Here is a 20,316-nt window from a genome sequence, read left to right as displayed (position 1 = left end):
ATGTTAATGATAGGCATTATCATTTGCAATAATATTTGCAAATAAATCTGCTTGCATGCAACAATTTGATTACAATTTTGTTTTTTGACTCTCCCGAGATAGCGATGACCGAGAAAGCGGCAGTTACCATCACCTACTGTTCCCAATGCAACTGGATGCTGCGTGCCAGCTGGATGGCGCAGGAACTGCTACACACCTTCAGTACCGATATTGCCTGCGTAACGCTGATACCGGGTACCGGCGGGATTTTTACCATTACCGTCGGGGATGAACTGGTGTGGGAGCGTAAGCGTGACGACGGCTTCCCGGACGCCGCCGAGCTCAAGCGTCGGGTGCGCGACGTTTGCTTCCCGGAAAAACCGCTGGGCCATGTGGATAAGCACGAAGGATAAAGCGGCTGCGAACGCGCCATTAAACGTGTATTATTAATGCATCTTTATTGGTGAGGGACCGGGTATGGCAGGCAAACGCATCGATCGTGAAAAACGGACAATCAGCAGCATGATTGCGCTCTATCAGCGCCGTTGTCCGCAGGCGTTGCAGGATGCTGAGCATTACCAGGCACTGAACCATTATGCCGATAAGCGGCTGGATAAATGCGTGTTTGGCGAACAAAAGCCGGCCTGCAAGCAGTGCCCGGTGCACTGCTACCAACCCGCAAAGCGTGAAGAGATGAAACAGATTATGCGCTGGGCAGGACCGCGGATGCTCTGGCGTCACCCGCTGCTCACGATCCTCCATTTGATTGATGACCGCCGTCCGGTTCCCGAGCTGCCGGAGAAATATCGGCGCAAAAAATAGCCTTACAGGGTGCGGCAGTGACGACGATACTCCGACGGCGAGCGGGCAGTATGCTTGCGGAAGATGCGGCAAAAGTAGTTGCTGTCCTCAAAGCCACAGTGGTGGGCAATCTCTTTAATTTTCAGCTCATAGCCGCGCAGTAATTTCTTTGCCAACTCCAGGCGCACGGCGGTGAGGTATTCGTTAAAGCCGACGGTGCTGGACTTCTGAAACAGGTGCGACAGGTAGTTTGGCGTGATGTGAAATTTCTTCGCCACCGTCTCACGGCTGAGCGCCTCGGCGGCGTGTTCGTCGATATATTCCTGAATCGCCAGAAACAATTCTCTGCTTTTGCTGACCGTATCCGCCAGATGGGTAAGTTGATCGATACAGTGGCTGAGCAGGCCGCTGAGGACTATCTGCGTGGTGGGCATCACTGGGCGAATCGCCAGCTCATTCATCGCCAGCAGTAGATACGATCCCACCCGCGGGCCGAGCCGCGCCACGTGCTGCTTGCGGATCTCAACGAATTTTTTACCGTCGAAGCGCTGAAGGCTGAAGCCCAGTTTTTGTTTGCTGAACAAAATGCTCAGCGAAGTTGTCGGGCCGTGCCACTGCGGGGCATTCCAGCGCCCGCCGGGAATATACAGCGCCTGTAGCGGCCCAAGCGGTGCTTCCAGGCAGCCATCCGCCAGCTTGCCTTCCAGCACAATCTCAAGGCGGGGAAATGATACGCTCATCGCCAGCTCCGGCGCGGGTTGGGAGATTTGCGGAAAACGCACCACGAGCTCGTTCTGCCGGGTAAGCAGCTGTTTCAGCACGGGGACGAGGGTTGGTTCTGACATGCTCATGTCCTGTTGTTATTCTGGATTTTGAATCTCATCACACTTTATTTTGCTGTACACAAAAATCCAGCGTTGTGTAGCTATCTCATACAGAATGGCGGCCACGCCTGCAGTAACTTTTCATACATGTTGTGAAATGGTTAACAAAAGAGAGGCGATATGGACAAGCAAGCGGCATTCTGGCTGGATGCACTGGGCGCCAACGGCGAACTGTCAGCCACGATGAAACATGAGCTGGATACCCAGGGCTATACGATCGTTCACGGCGTAGCGGATGCCGACTGGCTGGCCGCGATGCGCGAGCGAATTGATTGTTTGGTGGAACGCGAAGGTGAGAATCTGGCGGTGGAACATCACCAGGAAGAGACGGCGACGCGTGTTGCCAATCTGGTGAACAAGGGCGTGGTGTGGGAGAAAGTGTGGGCGCATCCGCTGATTCTGTCAGCGTGCCGCTATATTTTTGGGGGCGCGTTTAAAGTTTCCAGCCTCAACGCCCGTGAGGCGCTCTACAACGGCGGACACCAACCGCTGCACGCCGACTGGAAAAAGCCGCGTCCGGACTTCCCGAAAGTGCATCTGGTGAACACGATCTGGGCAATTGACGATCTCTCCGCCGCGAACGGCGCACCGCGTATTATCCCCGCCACGCACCTGCGTCCTGAGCTGCCGGAGGAGGTGCTGGACGATGTGGAAGCGCCGCATCCGGATGAAGTGATTTTTGCAGCCCCGGCGGGTAGCGTGATGATTTACAACGCCCATGCCTGGCACGGCGGCACGACTAACCGCGAAGGTTCGCGTCGTCGCGTGCTACACGGCCTGTACATCGACCGGGCAGACGCCGCGCAGCAGGATCAGCGCCGTTGGCTCACCCCGGAAACCGCCAGCCGCTTGACGCCCGCGCAGAAGTGGCTGCTGGATGTGGAGTAGCGTTTCGAGTAGTTCCGTCATCCTTTGTGGGGCTGTCTCTTATACACAAATTCAAGAGACAAGACCTGATATCTGTTAGTAAGGTGCAAGGTTCCGTTCACTTTACGTTGGGTGGAATATGACGTTCTATCACCGGTGAACGGGTCAAGGGGGGCGGCCGCGCCCCCCTTGACAATCCCCGCGGCCCCGCGGGGAAATCGGTGCTTCGCACTACGCTCACCTACGAACTCCAGCCTACGGCACGGCGAAACTCGACGTCCTGTCTCGGTTCGCCTCAGTCCGCCATCCATGGCGTCCTGACCTTGTCTTCCATTCTCCGGTTCGCCGATTTCCAGCGGGGACTCATCGGTTTCAGTGGCTCTGGTTTTTGCTGTTAACTAAAAGACCGCACTGGTGTTGGTGGCGTCTAAATCGCCGAAGCGTTCCCTGAAGGCCGGGGCAGCCCACAGGGATGTAGGCTGAGGGGACCGCGAAGCGGCGACTGGCCGCCCCTTGCGCGCTCCCTGCGCCCGTACAATTTATGTGGCGAGAGCTGAAAAGGAGCGCAACGAAGTGATCAATCCAAATACATCTCCCTCCTAACTGATCACTGTCGCCGGGGAGCTGTGTATAAGAGACAATTGCGGGGGAGTGGCCGCTCGCGTCAACGCTCCGGGCCATTACGCCAAATCTTCCCCGTTGCTGGCAATCACCTTCTTATACCACCAGAACGATTTTTTACGCGTCCGCGCCAGCGTCCCGTTGCCCGAGTCATCGCGGTCGACGTATACGAATCCGTAGCGCTTGCTCATCTCTCCCGTCGATGCCGCCACCAGGTCAATACAACCCCACGTGGTGTAACCGATCAGCGGCACGCCATCTTCGATGGCATCGCCCATCGCGCGGATATGTTCGCGTAAATAGCTGATGCGGTAATCGTCGTCGATCTGTCCATCGGCGTTGACGACGTCCTTCGCGCCAAGACCGTTCTCCACCAGGAACAGCGGCTTCTGGTAGCGGTCGTACATCATGTTCATGGTGATACGCAGGCCGAGCGGGTCGATACCCCAGCCCCATTCGCTGGCCTCAATGTACGGGTTCTTCAGCGACTTCACGATGTTGGCGGCGTTGGTGTTGTTGGCATTCATGTCCGCCGATGCGCAGCGTGAGGCGTAGTAGCTGAACGACACAAAATCGACTGTATGCTTGAGCGCTTCATCGTCGCCAGCTTCTTTGGCGATGGTCACGCCTTTCTCGCGGAACACTCGAGCCGAGTAGGCCGGGTAGCGGCCGCGCGCCTGCACATCGATAAAGAACAGGTTCTCGCGATCTTTCTCCAGCGCCGCCCACACGTCTTCCGGCTTGCAGGAGTAGGGATAGAAGTTGCCGCCCGCCAGCATGCAGCCTACCTGGTTCTGCGGGTTGATCTCATGGGCGATTTTGGTGGCCAGCGCGCTGGCCACCAGCTCGTGGTGCGCGGCCTGGTACTTCACCTGATCCTGATTTTCGCCTTCTTCGAACACCAGCCCGGCCCCGGAGAACGGGCTGTGCAGCATGATGTTGATTTCATTGAAGGTCAGCCAGTATTTCACCAGCCCGTCGAATGCTTCAAAGCAGGTGCGGGCGTAGCGGGTAAAGAACTCCACCATCTTGCGGTTACGCCACGAGCCGTACTCGGTCACCAGGTGCATCGGCACGTCGAAGTGGCACAGCGTCACCAGCGGTTCGATACCGTACTTTTTACATTCGCGGAACAGATCGCGATAGAAGGCGATACCTTCCTCATTCGGCGTCAGTTCATCGCCGTTCGGGTACAGACGGCTCCAGGCGATGGAGGTGCGGAATACGCCGAAGCCCATTTCCGCCATCAGCGCGATATCTTCTTTATAGCGATGATAGAAGTCGATCGCCTGGTGGCTGGGATAGAACTCATCATCGCGCAGGGCGAAACGCTTCTCCTGGCCCAGTTTGACCGGCAGACGGTTGACGCCGTGCGGGATCATATCCACGGTGGTCAGCCCTTTACCGCCTTCAAGATACGCTCCTTCTGCCTGGTTGGCGGCAATGGCGCCGCCCCAGAGGAATCCTTGCGGAAATGTCGACATGCGTTACCTCGCTAATAAATTTATGAAATCTGTGCGGCTGCGGCGTTGACTGGCGCACTTGCCTGACGTTTGCGTGCTTCGGCGGCGGCGTCTTCTACCGGAATGTCCTCAAAGCCGAGGATCAGCGTCAGTACGAACGACAGCACCACCGCCAGCGCCATCACGCCGAACACCCAGACGATGGTCATCGGGTTAGCCGGGTCGAAGAACTGCACGCTGGTAAACAGCCCCGGCGCGGCCATGGAGTGGCTGGCCAGCCCGGCGATACCTGCGACCGCGCCACAGATAAAGCCGCTAATCAGGCTGGCGATCAGCGGACGCTTCAGGCGTACGGCGACCCCGTACAGCGCCGGTTCCGAAATGCCGGCCAGAATGGCGGACGCGGCGGCGGCCAGCGCGGTCTGGCGTAGTTCCGGGTTTTTGGTTTTCCACGCGACCGCCAGCGACGAACCGCCGAGCGACAGGTTGGCGCCGATTTCCGATGGCATCACCATGCCTTCTTTGCCGGTTTCGGCGATGGTCTGAATGATGGTTGGGGTAAAGACGCGGTGCATCCCGGTCATCACCAGCAGCGGCCACAGCGCCCCCATAATGGCGACCGACAGCCAGCCCAGATAGCCGTGAATGGTGTACACCAGCGCGGAGATGGCGCTACCGATCCAGATCCCAATCGGGCCAATCAGCAGGATCGCCAGCGGCGCGGCGATCAGCACGATCAGCATCGGCTTGAGGAAGTTTTTAGTTACCGCCGGGGTGATCCTGTCGACCCAGCGTTCAATGTACGAGAGGCACCAGGTCATCACCAGCGCCGGGATCACCGTGTAGGTGTATTTCACCGCGGTCACAGGAATCCAGGCAAACTCGACGTGCTCACCCTGCGCGGCTTTCGCCATCAGTTCAATAAAGCTCGGGTGGACCAGCACCCCGGCGATAGCAATCGCCAGCGACATGTTAGTTTTGAATTTCACTGCCGCAGAGGCGGCGACCATCAGCGGCAGGAAGAAGAATGCGCCGTCGCCGATGACGGTCAGAATAGTAAGCGTCGGCGCGCCTTTTGGCAGCACGCCGGTCATTTCGAGGATCATCGCCAGCAGCTTAACCATCGATCCGCCGATAATCGCCGGGATCAGCGGCGACATGGTGCCGATCAGCGCATCGAGGATCCCGGCGCCAATGCGACGCAGGGTCAGCTTCGGTTTCCCGACCGGAGCGGCTGGCTGCATGTCGTTCGGCAGCAAGTTGACCACTTCACGGAAGGCCTGCGAGACGGTGTTGCCAATAATCACCTGGCACTGGCTGTCGGTGCGTACCACGCCCATCACACCGCTGATGCCTTTAAGCGTGGCGCTATCGACCAACGTGTCATCTTTCAGTACGAAGCGTAGACGGGTCATGCAGTGGGTGACGGCGGAGATATTCTCCACGCCGCCAAGCGCGCTCATCACAGATTGCGCCAGAGCCGCATAATTTTTAGCCATCGGAAAATCCTGTTTTATCAGTAGGGTACTTATCGTTCATCGCCTGAATGCTTCAAAGATGAAACGTTGTATAGGAAACCGGTTCCACATAATCATCATGTGTTTATTTTGTTGCTACAAGATCTAAATTTTGTTTTTGATTGATTCGTGAAACCGATCACAGGAAATAACCCTGATGAAAGATTCACCCGTTTCACCATTGCTGAAAATCGCCAGGCGGTGCAGTACACTGCGGACAGATAATTTCTCAAAGGTATGAATATGACGACGATGCTAGAGGTGGCACGACGGGCGGGCGTATCGAAAGCCACCGTGTCCCGGGTGCTATCGGGCAACGGTTATGTCAGTCAGGAGACGAAAGACCGGGTGTTTTTGGCCATCGAAGAGAGCGGCTACCGGCCGAATCTTCTGGCGCGTAATCTGGCCACTAAAAAAACGCAGACGCTCGGCCTGGTGGTGACCAACACTCTCTACCACGGTGTGTACTTCAGCGAGCTGCTGTATCACGCGGCGAGCATGACGGAAGATCAGGGGCGTCGTCTGGTACTCGCGGACGGTAAACACAGCGCCGAAGAGGAACGTGAGGCGATTCAGTATCTGCTCGATTTGCGCTGTGATGGCATTATTATTTATCCACGTTTTTTAAGCGTCGACGAAATTGACGATATTATTCAGCAGCAGCAACAGCCGGTGATGGTCATTAATCGTCGTCTGCGCCGAAATAGCAGCCACTGCGTTTATTGCGATCAAAAATCCTCCAGCCAACAGGCGGTGGAAAAATTAATTACGCTCGGCCATCGCGATATTGCCTTTATTACCGGTTCGCTGGATTCCCCGACCGGCGTTGAGCGTCTTTCCGGCTATAAGGATGCGCTGGCGAAACACGGCATTACGCTACGTAATGAGCTGATTGTGGAAGGAAAATGGACGCCCGCCACCGGCGCGGCAGGTGTCGATATTCTGCGTGAAAGGCAGGTGACATTCAGCGCGCTGGTGGCCAGTAACGATGATATGGCGGTGGGGGCAATCAAGCGGCTTCATGCTCACGGAATAGCGGTGCCGCAGCAGGTATCGGTGATTGGCTTTGACGATATTGCGTTAGCGCCGTATATGATTCCGTCCCTCTCGAGCGTGCGTATTCCGGTTACGGAAATGATTAAAGAGACGATTCACCGTCTTATTTTTATGCTCGACGGCGGCGATTTTAAATATCAACAAACCTTCCCCGGCGAATTAATCGAGCGCGAGTCCATCGTGGCAGGGCCGCATCGCTAACGTCGTCAGCTGTCATCGTCATTAGTGACGATGACAGCCCATTCTCAAAGTCACCTCAGTAAATACCTTTACAAATCAACTAAGTAAAAGTTGGCTCGAATAATGCATTCTCCCGCGCAATCACTGTCATAGCTGGAGAAGTTGATGAACCGTTTCATCATCGCTGATGCGAGTAAATGTATTGGCTGCCGTACGTGCGAAGTCGCCTGCGTGGTTTCTCACCAGCAGGATCAGGACTGCGCCGCGCTGACGCCACAGTCTTTCCTGCCGCGTATTCACGTTATTAAGGGCGTAGATGTCTCTACGGCCACCGCCTGCCGCCAGTGCGAAGACGCGCCGTGCGCCAACGTCTGCCCGAACGGCGCGATTGTTCGCGACAAAGGGTTTATCCACGTGATGCAGGAGCGCTGCATTGGCTGCAAAACCTGCGTGGTGGCCTGCCCGTACGGCGCCATGGAAGTGGTGGTGCGTCCGGTTGTGCGCGACAGCGGCGCGGGTCTGAAGGTGCGTGCGGAAAAAGCGGAAGCCAACAAGTGCGACCTTTGCTTCCACCGTGAAGAAGGCCCTGCCTGTATGGAAGCGTGCCCGACCCACGCATTGTTCTGCGTAGACCGCAACAAGCTGGAACAGCTTAGCGCGGAAAAACGCCGTCGCGCCGCGCTGGAAAGCGCTGCGTCTATCTCTCTTTAATCATCCCTATTTCTCTTTTAACAGGTCTGTTACTGATGAAAAAAATCACGAGTGTATGCCCTTATTGCGGTGCTGGTTGCAAACTGAAGCTGGTCGTCGACCACGGTAAAATTATTCGCGCCGAGGCGGCTGACGGGCAAACGAACCAGAATGAGCTGTGCCTGAAAGGCTACTACGGTTGGGATTTTCTGAACGATACCCAACTGCTGACGCCGCGTCTGACGCAGCCGATGATCCGCTATGAAAAAGGGGGCAAATTCACCCCCGTGAGCTGGGATGAAGCCATTCGCTACACCGCGAAACGGCTGAGTGAGATCAAAGCCAAATACGGGCCGCGCGCCATTATGACTACCGGGTCATCGCGCGGTACCGGTAATGAAACCAACTATGTAATGCAGAAATTCGCCCGCGGCGTGCTGCACACCAATAACGTCGATTGCTGCGCCCGCGTGTGCCACGGCCCATCGGTTGCCGGGTTGCAGGAAGTGCTGGGTAACGGCGCGATGAGCAACAGCATCGGCGATATTGAAAACTCCCGTTGCCTGCTGGTCTTTGGCTACAACTGCGCGGATTCGCACCCGATCGTGGCGCGACGCGTGATTAAAGCCAAAGATAAAGGGGCAAAAATTATCGTCTGCGACCCGCGCAAAATTGAAACCGCGCGCATCGCCGACCAGCACCTACAAATGCGTAACGGTAGCAATATGGCGCTGGTTAATGCCTTTGCCCATGTGCTGCTGGAAGAAGAGCTGTACGACAAAGAGTATGTTGCGCGCTATACCACCGGGCTGGATGAAATGCGTGAAGTCGTTAAAGACTACGCGCCCGAAGCGGTGGAAGAACTGACCGGTATTCCTGCCGCACAGGTTCGTCAGGCGATGCGCACTTATGCGGCGGCGCCGTCGGCGACCATCATGTGGGGCATGGGCGTCACCCAGTTCGGCCAGGCCGTTGACGTGGTGAAAGGGCTGGCAAGCCTGGCGCTGCTGACCGGTAACCTCGGGCGCGAAGCCGTCGGCGTTGGCCCGGTGCGTGGGCAGAATAACGTGCAAGGCGCGTGTGACATGGGCGTGCTGCCAAATCAGTTCCCTGGCTATCAGGACGTGACGGACCCGCAGGTGCGTGAAAAATTCGCCAATGCCTGGGGGATTGATGCCAGCGTGATGGACGACAAAGTCGGCGTGCGCATTACCGAAGTGCCGCATCTGGCGATGGAAGGCAAGATCAAAGCCTACTACATCATGGGCGAAGATCCGCTGCAAACCGAGGCGGATTTAGGGCTGGTACGCAAAGGCTTCGAAGCTCTCGATTTCGTGGTGGTGCAGGATATTTTCATGACCAAAACCGCCGAACAGGCTGACGTGCTGCTGCCAGCCACTTCCTGGGGCGAGCACGGCGGCGTCTTTACCTGCGCTGACCGAGGCTTCCAGCGCTTCGATAAAGCCATCGACGCGAAGTACAACGTCAAGCGCGACTGGGAGATTATCAGCCTGATCGCCAGCGAAATGGGCTATCCGATGCACTACGACGACAACCAGCAAATCTGGGACGAAATGCGCGAGCTGTGCCCACTGTTCTACGGCGTGACCTACGAAAAAATGGGTGACATGGGCCACGTGCAGTGGCCTTGCCCAACGCTCGATCATCCCGGCACACCGTACCTGTATGAAGGTAATCAGTTTGCTACGCCGGACGGCAAAGGCCATCTGTTCGCCGCACCGTGGCGCGCGCCGGCGGAAACCCCGGATGCCGACTTCCCACTGGTGCTGTGCACCGTGCGCGAAGTGGGGCACTACTCCTGTCGCTCGATGACCGGTAACTGCGCGGCGCTGCAATCGCTCGCCGATGAACCCGGCTTTGTGCAGATGAACCCGCAGGATGCCAGACTGCTTGGTATCCATGATAAGCAGCTGGTGTGGGTTGCCTCGCGTCGCGGCAAGGTAATTAGCCGCGCCTGCGTGAGCGAACGTATCAACCGCGGCAGCGTGTATATGACTTATCAGTGGTGGATCGGTGCGTGCAACGAACTCACGCAGGATAATCTTGATCCTATCTCGAAAACACCGGAAACCAAGTACTGTGCGGTCAAGGTTGAGCCGATTGAGGATCAGAACTGGGCGGAAACCTTTGCGCTGGACAGCTATCAGTCGATGAAAACGCGGCTGAAAGCGGCAATTAACGGGTAATCAGATGAACGCAAACGGCGTGCAGATCCGCATCTGCGGAAAAGTACAGGGGGTGGGTTTCCGCCCCTTCGTCTGGCAGCTGGCGCAGCAGCGCGGCTGTCTGGGCGATGTCTGTAATGACAGCGCCGGGGTTCTGCTGCGCCTGTACGGCGATGAAGCGGACTTCATCGCCGCGCTGTACCAGTACTGCCCGCCGCTTGCACGCATCGACAGTACCCAGGTTAAGCCGTTTGACTGGCCGACCATCCCAACCGACTTTACTATCCGCCAGAGCGGAAGTGGGGCGATGAGCACGCAAATTGTTCCCGATGCGGCGACCTGCCCGGCCTGTCTGGCGGAAATGAACGACCCGCAGGAGCGGCGCTACCGCTACCCGTTTATCAACTGCACCCACTGTGGGCCACGTTTTACCATTATTCACGCTATGCCGTATGACCGGCCTTTCACCGTGATGGCGGCATTCCCACTTTGTCCCCAGTGCGAGGCGGAGTATCGCAACCCGTATGATCGACGCTTTCACGCCCAGCCGGTGGCCTGCGGCGAATGCGGCCCGTGGCTGACGTGGCTTAGCGGTAGCCAATGCGCGCAGAAAGAGGATGCGCTTCAGGCCGCCGTCGCGCTGCTGAACGCTGGCGGCATCGTCGCCGTGAAAGGGATTGGCGGTTTTCATCTGGCCTGCGACGCCAGCAACGAAAGGGCTGTTGAACGGCTGCGTGCCCGTAAGCATCGCCCGGCGAAACCGCTGGCGGTGATGTTGCCGAATAGCGACGGGCTGCCAATCGACGCAAGATCGCTGTTGAACACGCCCGCCGCGCCGATTGTGCTGGTGGATAAAGCGCGTATGACGGGGCTTTGTGACCTTATCGCGCCGGATCTGGCTGAGGTAGGCGTGATGCTGCCCGCCAACCCGCTCCAGCATTTGCTGATGCAGGCGCTGGGTCGCCCGCTGGTGATGACCTCAGGCAATCTTAGCGGTAAACCGCCCGCCCTCAGCAATGATCAGGCGCTGGCGGATCTCGCTGCCATCGCCGACGGTTTTTTGCTGCATAACCGCGATATCGTCCAGCGCATGGACGACTCGGTGGTGCGCCAGAGCGGAGAAATGCTGCGCCGTTCACGCGGTTTTGTGCCGGATGCGCTGCCGCTGCCGCCGGGCTTTCATCACGTGCCGCCCATGCTGTGTCTTGGTGCTGATATGAAAAACACCTTCTGCCTGGTCCGTGGTGATCAGGCGGTCGTCAGCCAGCATTTTGGCGATCTGACCGACGACGGTGTTGAAAGCCAGTGGCAGCAGGCGCTGGGATTAATGCAGGCGATATACGATTTTACGCCGCAGGCCGTCGTCGCCGACGCGCACCGTGGCTACCGTTCCTCACATTGGGCAGATGCGAGCGCATTGCCGCAGCAACGCGTGCTGCACCACCATGCGCATATCGCCGCCTGTCTGGCCGAGCACGACTGGCCGCTCGACGGGGGCGAGGTTATTGCGATGGCGCTGGACGGTATCGGAATGGGCGAGAACGACGCGCTGTGGGGCGGCGAGTGCCTGCGCGTGACCTACCGGGAATGCGAGCATCTGGGCGGCCTGCCGCCGGTGGCGCTGCCGGGCGGTGACCTGGCGGCGAAGCAGCCGTGGCGCAATCTGCTGGCCCACTGCCTGGCGTTCGTTCCCGACTGGCGGACCTTCGCTGAAACCCAACCGCTGCAACAACAAAACTGGCCGTTGCTGAAGCAGGCGATCGCGCGAGGGTTGAACAGCCCACAGGCCTCCTCCTGCGGCCGCTTGTTTGATGCGGTAGCCTGCGCGCTGGGCTGCGCGCCGCAGATGCTGAGCTATGAAGGCGAGGCGGCGTGTCGGCTGGAGGCGCTGGCGACCAGCTGCCCGGGCGTCGCTCATCCGGTGACGATGCCGGTGCGTGAAGGCCAGCTAGACCTCGCCACCTTTTGGCAAACGTGGCTGCGCTGGCAGGCGACGCCTGCGCAAAAAGCCTGGGCGTTTCATGATGCGCTGGCGTGCGGTGTGGCGGCCTTAATGCGTCAACATGCTGAACCAGCGGCAATTTCCACGCTGGCGTTTGGCGGCGGCGTGCTGCACAACGCGCTGCTGCGCGCGCGGTTAATGCACTATTTACACGATTTCACTTTGCTCTTTCCGAAGCGCTTACCCGCGGGTGATGGGGCGATTTCATACGGGCAGGCCGTGATTGCGGCAGCTCGTCATCAGCTTTAAAGGAGTTATTCATGTTGTGGAATGTTCTTCGTCAACAGCCGCGGGCATCGCTGCTGGTGTTGGTTCTGGTGTTAGCGAACCTACTGGCCTGGGGCTGGGCGTGGCAGTCATTTGGCCATAATGGCGCGCTGATGGCCGCCAGCCTGCTGGCGTGGGGCTACGGTCTGCGCCATGCGGTGGACGCTGACCATATCGCGGCGATTGATAACGTCACCCGCAAAATGATGCAGCAGGGCAAGCGCCCGTTTGGTGTGGGGGCCTGGTTCTCGCTCGGCCACTCTTCCATCGTGGTGCTGGCGTCGGTGGCGATTGCCGCCACGGCGACCGCCTTCCAGCATAAGATGAGCTGGTTCCACGAAACCGGCAGCATTATCGGCACCACGGTTTCTGCCGTGTTCCTGCTGGCGATGGCGCTGGTAAACCTGGTTATCTTACGTGGCGTATGGAGCAGCTTCCAGGCGCTGAAAAAAGGGGAGTCGGTTTCTGCTGACGTTCCGGTGACCGGTGGGTTGATGAATGCGCTGTTCAGCCGTACTTTCCGCCTGATCGGCAAAAGCTGGCATATGTATCTGGTTGGCTTCCTGTTCGGCCTTGGCTTTGATACGGCAACCGAAATCGGTGTGCTCGGCATCTCTGCCGCCAGCGCTTCCAGCGGCATGTCGATGTGGTCGATTATGGTCTTCCCGGCGCTGTTCACGAGCGGCATGGCGCTGGTGGATACGCTGGATAACATCCTGATGGTCGGCGCCTACGGCTGGGCCTTCAACAAGCCGCAGCGCAAACTGTATTACAACATGACCATTACCGGAGCTTCCGTGGTCGTCGCGCTGTTTATCGGTGGCCTGGAAGCGTTGGGGCTGATTATCGATAAATTTGACCTGACGGGCGGTATCTGGAGCGGCGTATCGATGCTGAGCGACAACCTCGGCAACGCGGGCTTTGTGGTGATTGGTCTGTTTGCGCTGTGCTGGCTGGTGTCGATGGTGAACTACCGCTGGCGCAATTATGACGCGCTGGTGGTGCGCTAAGCGCAGAGAAGCCTCAACCGCAAAGCAAAAAAAGCCCCGGGGCACCGGGGCAAAATCAGACTTCAGTACTTCCATGTGCTTGAGGGTTAAGTAAAACAGTGGACAGAGCGCTGACTTCTTAACTGGCGAGCGACTTCAACAAACTAAATGCTTCTTTCATTCTTTCCTCGCTGACCACGAACGCCCGTAACTGCTGGCTTTCGTCGTAGCCCTGCGCCAGCATGCCCTCGGCGCGGGTTTCAATGGTCCAGTTCAGATCCTGACGGCGGGTTTCTCCGGCCAGATGCAGCGGCAGATCCGGAGTTTTCACCTTCACCAGCATATTGGGCAGTTTCAGCTCGCCGGGCTGGCCGAGAATGTTTTTCGCCAGGCACATGGCGCTGAGCAGAATCGGTTGCAGGAACGGCATCACCGTACCGTTAATTTCCGCACAGTCGCCCAGCGCGTAGATATCCGGGTGGCTGGTGCGCAGGGTGCTATCGACCTTCACACCGCGGTTAATCTCAAGGCCAGCCATTCGCGCCAGCGCCGTTTCCGGACGCAGGCCGGTGGCTGCCACTACCGCATCAACCTCAACGTGGCGGTCGCGGTCAAAGCTGGCGCGAATGCCGGTGGCGGTCTGTTCAAGCGACTGGAGCTGCGTTTTCAGCAACAGATGGATACCCATGTCGGTCAGGCGATGCTGGAGGCGACTGCTGACTTCCGGCGGCATCAGTGAGGCCAGTACGCTGGCCGAATTGTCGACCACGGTGACGGCTTTGCCAGCGCGACAGAAGTCCATCGCCAGCTCGCTGCCGATCAGCCCGCCGCCGATAATCAGCACCCGTTGGGCATCGCGCAGCGTACTTTGTGCCGCGCCAAATTCCTGCTGGCTGTTGAGGGTTAACATCAACTCTTTGCCCGGCACCGGCGGAACGATTGCCGCCGCGCCGGTGGCAAGGACCAGTTTGTCGTACTGCCATTCATGATGCTGGCTTTTGACTACGTGCGCCTCGGCGTCGATGTGGGTGACCCAGGTTTGCGGGAACAGGTTCAGATTGTACTGTTCGGCAAACTCACCGGCGGTTTGCAGGGTGAGGTCAGCGGCGGTTTGCCCCCGGCTCACCACGTGGCTCAAGTCTGGTTTGTTGTATTCGTCAATGCTGTCGGCGGCGATGAGCGTCAGTTTGACGCTCGCATCCTGTTTACGGATGTTTTTCACCAGTTGGCGGGCCGCGAAGCCCGATCCAACGATCACAATGCCATGATTCATTTTGCCTCCGTTGCCAGTACGTCGAACACGTCTTTGCCTAATGAGCATTCCGGGCACAGGAAGTTATCCGGAACGTCGCTCCACGGGGTTCCTGGCTGGACGTCCTGGTTCGGTTCGCCTTTCGCTGGGTCGTAGATCCACTGGCATACGCTGCACTGCATGCTTGGGCCGAGGTCGGCTGCTGCCGCCGCGGCACAGGCGCACGCTGCTTTCGCTGTGGCTGACGCGGTGTTCATTTCCGGCAGCGGCGCCAGCGCCCACTGACGGGCGATTTCACGACCATGCTGACGGCACAGTTCCAGTGCATCCAGATCCGGACGCCATTTGGCTTTCAGGCTCAGGGACATTTCGAAACCGGCATCTTGTAAGCGGGTAGACAGGCGGTCAACCGCGCCGCCGCTCCAGCCGTGAGAGCCGAAGGCGCTGGCGCGTTTGTTGCGAAAGCGCAGGCCGGTCATCTCTTCCACCAGGCCGGCGATTTTCGGCATCATCACATTGTTCATGGTCGAGGTGCCGACCAGCACGCCTTTGGAACGGAAGACGTTGGTCAGGATTTCGTTTTTATCACTGCGGGCGACGTTAAAGATTTTCACCGCCACGTTCGGGTCAACTTCGTTGATACCCTGGGCAATGGCGTCCGCCATCATGCGGGTGTTGTTGGACATGGTGTCGTAGAAGATAGTGATGCGATCTTCCTGATAGTCAGCGGCCCATTTCAGGTACAGCTCAACGATCTGCGTTGGGTTGTCGCGCCATACCACGCCGTGAGAGGTGGCAATCATGTCAACCGGCAGGTTGAAGCCGAGGATTTCGGTAATTTTCGGCGTCACCAGGCGGCTGAACGGCGTCAGAATGTTAGCGTAGTAGCGCTGGCACTGTTCGAACAGTTCGGTCTGGTCGACTTCGTCGTTGAACAGGCGTTCGTCGCAGTAGTGTTGACCGAAGGCGTCGTTACTGAACAGCACCGCGTCGCCGGTCATGTAGGTCATCATGCTGTCAGGCCAGTGCAGCATCGGTGTTTCCACGAAGATCAGCTGTTTGCCGTTGCCGATGTCCAGCGAATCGCCGGTTTTCACCACGTTGAAATTCCACTCCGGGTGATGGTGGTGGCCGGTGATGGAGTCAATGGCGTTGGCAGTGCAGTAAATTGGCGTATCGGGAATCTGAGTCATCAGTTCGGTCAGCGCGCCGGCATGGTCTTCTTCCGCGTGGTTAATGATGATGTAGTCGATATCGGCAAGGTCGATTTCGCTGCGCAGGTTCTGGACGAATTCACGACTGAATTTATGGTCAACGGTATCAATCAGGACGTTTTTGCCTTCGCGAATCAGGTAGCTGTTGTAGCTGCTGCCGCGCAGGGTTTTGTATTCAGTCCCGTGGAAATCACGTACTTCCCAGTCACGTTGGCCAACCCAATGAATGTTATTTTTAACCAGAATAGACATAGCAACCTCAATTAATTCAGCGTTTTCAAAAAAGATGTATTGCTTATTGCAGGTTGCATGCCAACTTTTTAATTGATTGATTTTATTGTTTTATTTTGTTTTTACTCCTTTCTTGTTAGTCAAAATGACTATGCATAAAATTGTCAATATGACATCATGCATTGTCGAAATGACTATTTGAGGTTGCCATGAGCTTTTCTGTTGACGTACTGGCGGGCATCGCCATTGAACTCCAGCGCGGCGTCGGCCATCAGGACCGCTTCCAGCGGCTGATTTCCACGCTGCGTCAGGTGCTGGAGTGCGATGCTTCGGCGTTGCTGCGCTACGAGGCGCGGCAGTTTATTCCGCTGGCGATCGACGGCCTGGCGAAAGATGTACTGGGCCGCCGTTTTACCCTGGAAGGGCACCCGCGGCTGGAGGCTATCGCCCGCGCGGGCGACGTGGTGCGCTTCCCTGCTGACAGCGATTTGCCGGATCCCTACGATGGCCTGATCCCCGGCCAGGAGAGCCTGAAAGTGCACGCCTGCATCGGCCTGCCGCTGTTTGCCGGGCAGAACCTGATTGGCGCGCTGACTCTCGACGGCATGTCGCCGGATCAGTTCGACGTCTTCAGCGATGAAGAGCTGAGGCTGATTGCCGCACTGGCGGCAGGGGCGCTCAGTAACGCGCTGCTGATTGAACAGCTTGAAAGCCAGAATATGCTGCCCGGCTCGGCAAGCGACTTCGAGCAGGTTAAAGAGACGCAGATGATTGGCCTGTCGCCGGGCATGATGCAGCTGAAAAAAGAGATTGAAATCGTCGCGGCCTCCGATCTCAACGTGCTGATCAGCGGCGAAACCGGCACCGGTAAAGAGCTGGTGGCGAAGGCGATTCATGAAGGCTCGCCGCGCGCGGTGAGCCCGTTGGTTTACCTGAACTGCGCCGCGCTGCCGGAAAGCGTGGCCGAAAGCGAGCTGTTCGGCCACGTGAAGGGGGCGTTTACCGGGGCCATTAGTCACCGCAGCGGCAAGTTTGAGATGGCCGATAACGGCACGCTGTTTTTAGATGAAATTGGCGAACTGTCGCTGGCGCTTCAGGCCAAGCTGCTGCGCGTGCTGCAATACGGTGATATTCAGCGCGTCGGCGACGATCGCAGCCTGCGGGTCGACGTACGCGTGCTGGCAGCGACCAACCGCGACCTGCGCGAAGAGGTGCTGGCGGGCAACTTCCGCGCCGACCTGTTCCATCGTCTGAGCGTATTCCCGCTCTCGGTGCCACCGCTGCGCGAGCGGGGTGATGACGTAGTGCTACTGGCGGGCTATTTTTGCGAGCAGTGTCGGCTGCGATTAGGCCTGTCCCGCGTGGTGCTGAGCAGCGGCGCACGCGCGCACCTGCAAAGCTACGGCTGGCCAGGCAATGTGCGTGAGCTGGAACATGCGGTTCACCGCGCGGTGGTGCTGGCGCGGGCGACCCGCAGCAGCGGAGAAGTGGTGCTGGAAGCGCAGCATTTTGCCTTTCAGGAAGGGGCGCCAGCGGCGGCAGTAGAGGAGCGGTCAGTAGCGGCGGCGGTGCATAATTTACGCGACGCGACGGAAGATTTTCAGCGGCGGATGATTCGCCAGGCGCTGGATGCGAACCAGCACAACTGGGCGGCGAGCGCGCGAGCGCTGGAAACAGACGTCGCCAACCTGCATCGGCTGGCGAAACGTCTGGGCCTCAAGGATTAGAGAATCCCGGCCTGGTAGAAGTTTTGCAGGTTAATCGCGCCGACCAGACGATGATTTTCATCCACCACCGGCGCGGCGCTGATTTTCAGCTTCATCAGCTTCTCTTTGGCGTCGACGGCGCGCGCTTTGTCGTGAATCGTCACGCCGCCTTTGGTCATTGCTTCGTTGACGCTGTCGGCAAGCGAGCCGCCGCTCACCAGCCAGCGGCGCAGGTCGCCGTCGGTAAACACGCCATGCACCTGCAGCACATCGTCACAAACCGCCACCATCCCCATCCCGGTGCGGCTCAGTTCCAGCATGGCGTCCATGACGCTGGCGTGCACGTTGACCTGCGGAATATCGGCCTCTTTACGCATCAGGTGATGCACGCGGTTGAGCAGACGCGCACCGAGCGCCCCGGCCGGATGCGAACGGGCAAAATCTTCCTCATTAAAGCCACGCGCCTGCATTACGGCGATGGCCAGCGCGTCGCCCATCATCAGCGTGTTGACGGTGCTGGAGGTGGGGGCCAGGTGCATCGGGCAGGCTTCGCGTTCAACGGAGATATCCAGCACCGCGTCGGCTGCCAGCGCCAGCGGCGAATTCGCTTTGCCGGTCATCGCCAGCAGCACGACCGATTTCTCCTGCAGACGAGGGATGAGGTAATCCAGCTCTTTGGCGCTGCCGGAATAAGAGATAAACAGCATCACGTCGCGGCTTTCAACCATGCCCAGGTCGCCGTGCAGCGCTTCTGCCGGGTGGACAAAGAAGGCGGGGGTGCCGGTACTGGCAAAGGTGGCGGCCAGCTTTTTGCCGATATGACCGGACTTACCCATTCCGGATACGATCAGTTTGCCTTTGCAGTCGAGAATGGCTTTTGCGGCCTGCACAAAGGTCTCGTCAAGACGGTCGGGGAGGCGGCTGGCTTCCTGTAATTCCAGTAACAGGGCCTTACGCCCGGCGTCTAACAAAAAATCACTCATGACTTTCTCCGATAATTAGCGCGTCACACGGTCCAGTTTTGCGCGGCGATGATAAAACATTCCACCCATTGAGATCATCGATTGCATCATGATTGTTCGGAGTCGGAGATTTTTTTTCCCGCCGGACCAGAAGGCGCTTCCTTGCAGCGAGGCGGATGCTTTACCATATTTAACTCTTGCTGATATTGTTAAACGGAAGTCCCATGTTGAAGCGTCGCGTTCTGGCTTTACTCCCCCTGTGTGTCCTGCTCGCTGCCTGTAGCAGTAAGCCGAAAACGGCTGAATCGCCGGCAACCACCTCCGGCGGTTTTCTTCTTGAACCCCAGCATAATGCGTTGATCCCGACCGGTGATTTTGCCAATAACCCGGCGGCAGAACAGTTCATCGACAAGATGGTGAGCAAGCACGGATTTGACCGTCAGCAACTGCACGAAATTCTCTCCCAGGCCAAGCGTCTGGACTACGTGCTGCGCCTGATGGACAGACAGGCCCCGACCGGCCTGCCGCCAACCGGCCCGAACGGCGCGTGGCTGCGCTATCGCAAACAATTTATTACCCCGGATAACGTGCAGAACGGCGTGGCTTTCTGGAACCAGTATCAGGGGGCGCTACAGCGCGCGCAGCAGGTTTACGGCGTACCGCCGGAAATCATCGTGGGGATTATCGGTGTTGAAACCCGCTGGGGCCGCGTGATGGGGAAAACCCGCATTCTTGACGCGCTGGCAACGCTCTCCTTCAACTATCCGCGCCGCGCCGAATACTTCTCCGGCGAACTGGAAACCTTCCTGTTGATGGCGCGTGATGAAAAAGACGATCCGTTGGATCTGAAAGGCTCGTTCGCCGGCGCGATGGGCTATGGGCAGTTCATGCCATCGTCTTATCGTCAGTACGCGGTGGACTTTAACGGCGATGGTCACATCAACCTGTGGGATCCGGAAGATGCCATCGGTAGCGTGGCGAACTACTTCAAACAGCATGGCTGGGTGACGGGCGACACGGTAGCGGTGCAGGCGATGGGGCAGGCACCGGGGCTGGAAAACGGCTTCAAGACCAAGTACAGCGTGTCGCAGCTGGCGGCGGCGGGCTTAACCCCGATGCAGCCGCTGGGTAACCATCAGCAGGCCAGCCTGCTGCGCCTGGATATTGGCACCGGTTACCAGTACTGGTACGGTCTGCCGAACTTCTACACCATTACCCGTTACAACCACAGCACCCACTACGCGATGGCCGTCTGGCAACTGGGGCTGGCGGTGTCTCAGGCCCGCGGTCAGTAATTTTCCTTTCTTGCCCCTCTCCGTCCGGGGAGGGGCTTGTTACATTTTGCATCATTTCTCGCCGTTTACATCTTAGATCTCATCTTGTATTGTTATGTTATAACATAATGCGATGAGGCAAAGATGTTGACTCCTGTTTTTATGGCGTCCAGCG

Annotated in this window: 16 protein-coding genes; 10 read left to right on the top strand and 6 right to left on the bottom strand. The window is 58.0% G+C overall.

The window, feature by feature from the left end; all coding sequences use genetic code 11:
* The first annotated feature begins 104 nt into the window (after window positions 1–104).
* Entirely contained in the window at window positions 105–392 is a 288-nt protein-coding gene (locus K7B04_RS24405) for a SelT/SelW/SelH family protein (protein ID WP_167575153.1), read from the top strand.
* Between the two features lie 64 nt (window positions 393–456).
* Complete coding sequence (locus tag K7B04_RS24400) at window positions 457–801, top strand: nitrous oxide-stimulated promoter family protein (protein ID WP_223803230.1); 345 nt, start codon at window positions 457–459, stop codon at window positions 799–801.
* A gap of 2 nt (window positions 802–803) precedes the next feature.
* On the opposite strand, the gene K7B04_RS24395 is transcribed toward K7B04_RS24400, so the two are convergent.
* The gene (locus K7B04_RS24395; protein ID WP_223803229.1) at window positions 804–1,625 is read right to left on the bottom strand and encodes an AraC family transcriptional regulator; all 822 of its coding nucleotides are present in this window, start codon (window positions 1,623–1,625) and stop codon (window positions 804–806) included.
* 159 nt (window positions 1,626–1,784) lie between these two features.
* On the opposite strand from K7B04_RS24395, the gene K7B04_RS24390 reads away from it, so the two are divergent.
* The gene (locus K7B04_RS24390; protein WP_223803228.1) at window positions 1,785–2,552 is read left to right on the top strand and encodes a phytanoyl-CoA dioxygenase family protein; all 768 of its coding nucleotides are present in this window, start codon (window positions 1,785–1,787) and stop codon (window positions 2,550–2,552) included.
* A gap of 659 nt (window positions 2,553–3,211) precedes the next feature.
* On the opposite strand, the gene K7B04_RS24385 is transcribed toward K7B04_RS24390, so the two are convergent.
* Entirely contained in the window at window positions 3,212–4,636 is a 1,425-nt protein-coding gene (locus K7B04_RS24385) for a 6-phospho-beta-glucosidase (protein WP_223803227.1), read from the bottom strand.
* Between the two features lie 20 nt (window positions 4,637–4,656).
* Window positions 4,657–6,114, bottom strand: coding sequence for a PTS cellobiose/arbutin/salicin transporter subunit IIBC (gene ascF, locus K7B04_RS24380; RefSeq protein ID WP_223803226.1), 1,458 nt, complete (start codon window positions 6,112–6,114; stop codon window positions 4,657–4,659).
* A gap of 261 nt (window positions 6,115–6,375) precedes the next feature.
* Here ascF and K7B04_RS24375 point away from each other — a divergent pair, with 261 nt between their 5' ends.
* The 5 genes from K7B04_RS24375 to K7B04_RS24355 all read left to right on the top strand — a co-directional run bounded on the left by K7B04_RS24375 (window position 6,376) and on the right by K7B04_RS24355 (window position 13,523).
* Window positions 6,376–7,389, top strand: a complete 1,014-nt coding sequence (locus K7B04_RS24375; RefSeq protein WP_163446273.1) for a LacI family DNA-binding transcriptional regulator — start codon at window positions 6,376–6,378, stop codon at window positions 7,387–7,389.
* Between the two features lie 144 nt (window positions 7,390–7,533).
* Window positions 7,534–8,079 (top strand): electron transport protein HydN, encoded by a 546-nt coding sequence (hydN, locus tag K7B04_RS24370; RefSeq protein ID WP_064543184.1) that lies wholly within the window; start codon window positions 7,534–7,536, stop codon window positions 8,077–8,079.
* Window positions 8,080–8,114: 35 nt separating this feature from the next.
* Complete coding sequence (gene fdhF, locus K7B04_RS24365) at window positions 8,115–10,265, top strand: formate dehydrogenase subunit alpha (protein WP_223803225.1); 2,151 nt, start codon at window positions 8,115–8,117, stop codon at window positions 10,263–10,265.
* Between the two features lie 4 nt (window positions 10,266–10,269).
* Window positions 10,270–12,495, top strand: coding sequence for a carbamoyltransferase HypF (gene hypF / locus K7B04_RS24360; protein WP_223803224.1), 2,226 nt, complete (start codon window positions 10,270–10,272; stop codon window positions 12,493–12,495).
* A gap of 11 nt (window positions 12,496–12,506) precedes the next feature.
* On the top strand, window positions 12,507–13,523 hold the full coding sequence (locus tag K7B04_RS24355; RefSeq protein WP_223803223.1) for a HoxN/HupN/NixA family nickel/cobalt transporter: 1,017 nt from the start codon (window positions 12,507–12,509) through the stop codon (window positions 13,521–13,523).
* Window positions 13,524–13,641: 118 nt separating this feature from the next.
* Here the strand turns inward: K7B04_RS24355 and norW are convergent, their stop codons facing one another.
* Together norW and norV are read right to left on the bottom strand one after the other, a co-directional pair.
* Complete coding sequence (gene norW / locus K7B04_RS24350; RefSeq protein ID WP_223803222.1) at window positions 13,642–14,775, bottom strand: NADH:flavorubredoxin reductase NorW; 1,134 nt, start codon at window positions 14,773–14,775, stop codon at window positions 13,642–13,644.
* A complete protein-coding gene (norV, locus tag K7B04_RS24345) occupies window positions 14,772–16,220 on the bottom strand; it encodes an anaerobic nitric oxide reductase flavorubredoxin (protein WP_223803221.1) in 1,449 nt (482 codons plus the stop codon). Before norV ends, norW begins: the two co-directional genes overlap by 4 nt.
* A gap of 188 nt (window positions 16,221–16,408) precedes the next feature.
* Here norV and norR point away from each other — a divergent pair, with 188 nt between their 5' ends.
* Entirely contained in the window at window positions 16,409–17,926 is a 1,518-nt protein-coding gene (gene norR / locus K7B04_RS24340; RefSeq protein ID WP_223803220.1) for a nitric oxide reductase transcriptional regulator NorR, read from the top strand.
* On the opposite strand, the gene gutQ is transcribed toward norR, so the two are convergent.
* Window positions 17,923–18,888, bottom strand: coding sequence for an arabinose-5-phosphate isomerase GutQ (gutQ, locus tag K7B04_RS24335; protein WP_163446265.1), 966 nt, complete (start codon window positions 18,886–18,888; stop codon window positions 17,923–17,925). The two genes, norR and gutQ, sit on opposite strands and share 4 nt — an antisense overlap.
* Before the next feature lie 203 nt (window positions 18,889–19,091).
* Between gutQ and mltB the strand changes: the two genes are divergently transcribed.
* On the top strand, window positions 19,092–20,162 hold the full coding sequence (gene mltB, locus K7B04_RS24330) for a lytic murein transglycosylase B (RefSeq protein WP_065358289.1): 1,071 nt from the start codon (window positions 19,092–19,094) through the stop codon (window positions 20,160–20,162).
* Window positions 20,163–20,316: the final 154 nt, after the last annotated feature.

Origin of the sequence: Kluyvera sp. CRP (genome assembly GCF_019930565.1) — a bacterium.
In the GTDB taxonomy this organism is placed as follows: Bacteria; Pseudomonadota; Gammaproteobacteria; order Enterobacterales; family Enterobacteriaceae; genus Kluyvera; species Kluyvera georgiana_A.
This window is presented reverse-complemented; position numbering and strand designations above follow the sequence as displayed.